The following is a 1,171-nucleotide window of genomic DNA, read 5'->3' on the forward strand; positions in this document are numbered from 1 at the left end:
ATCGTTTTTCCTTTCAGCACCTCAAACACCGTTTCCATCAATTCACGTTCGGTAATAGGATCGAGGCCGACTGTTGGCTCATCGAGGATGATGATCGGTGTGTCCTGCAGCAAATCCTCGCAAGTGCGATCCGCTGGCGCTCTCCACCGGAAAAACGGATGCCCGTTTCCTGTACAGAGGTATGATATCCGTCAGGCAATGACTCAATGTAGTCATGCAGCTTGACCTGCTTTGCGGCGCGGCGCACATCTTCGTCGCTTGCTTCTCCGTTTCCGAGCCTGATGTTGTTCAGAATACTTGTATCAAACAGGTGCGGTTTTTGATTTAACACGGCCACCGCATCCGCAATCTGATCCTTTAACAGCGCTGTCTCCACTCCGTTTAACGTTACAGAACCGGAGTCCGGTTTCAAGGCGCCCTCGATTAATGCAAGCGATGTTGATTTCCCAGAGCCGCTTCGGCCGAGCAGCGCCATTTTTTCTCCTTGGCGCAGCGTAAAGGAAAAGTTGTGCAGCACTTGGCTGCTGTTGTCATAAGAAAACGTCACATCACGAAAGGCCAAGGTGACATCTTGAAGATCGAGCATTTGAGCCCCTGATTCTGTTTGTGACGCCTCCGGCTGAGGAGCCACCTTGTTCATGCGTCTGATAGAATCCTGATAGCCCGGCACTTCGCCTAAGGCATCCGAAAGCGGCAAAAAGGCTTCCGTCAACGGAAACACCACTAGCACAAAAGCGGCAATCATCGTTTTAGCGAGCTCGCCGTCCGCTTGCTGTCCCGCTGTCCAAAACAGCATCAGCAAAATAAGGCCAGCGACAAGGCATTGCGCAGCAAAGTCCCGCCATCTCGTAAAACGTTGTTTTTTCCGTTCAAGCTCAAACCAATCATGTTCCTCTTTTTCATAAGCATCAATAAAAGCATGCCGGCGTCCGCTGAACATCCAGTCGCTGACACCCATCACGGCATCTGTCAGACGGCTGTACAGCACATTCCGCCCGCTTTTCAGCTTCGCATTCTTCGCTCTCGTCACGAGCAAAGACACAACCGGAAACAATACAACAAGAACAAACAAATAAAGCGCAAGCAATATGGCAAACGGCCAAGAGAAGAAGCCGAGCGCTATCACTGACACAGCATACAGGAACAAGGCTGAGATCGCAGGAAAAATCGT

At 50.9% G+C, this 1,171-nt stretch carries 1 pseudogene; it reads right to left on the reverse strand.

Annotation, left to right across the window (positions count from 1 at the left end):
* A pseudogene (gene cydC / locus ACWHAR_RS22345) lies at nucleotides 1-1,171 on the reverse strand (thiol reductant ABC exporter subunit CydC); the annotation flags it as partial.

This window comes from Bacillus sp. LR--39, from assembly GCF_053613335.1.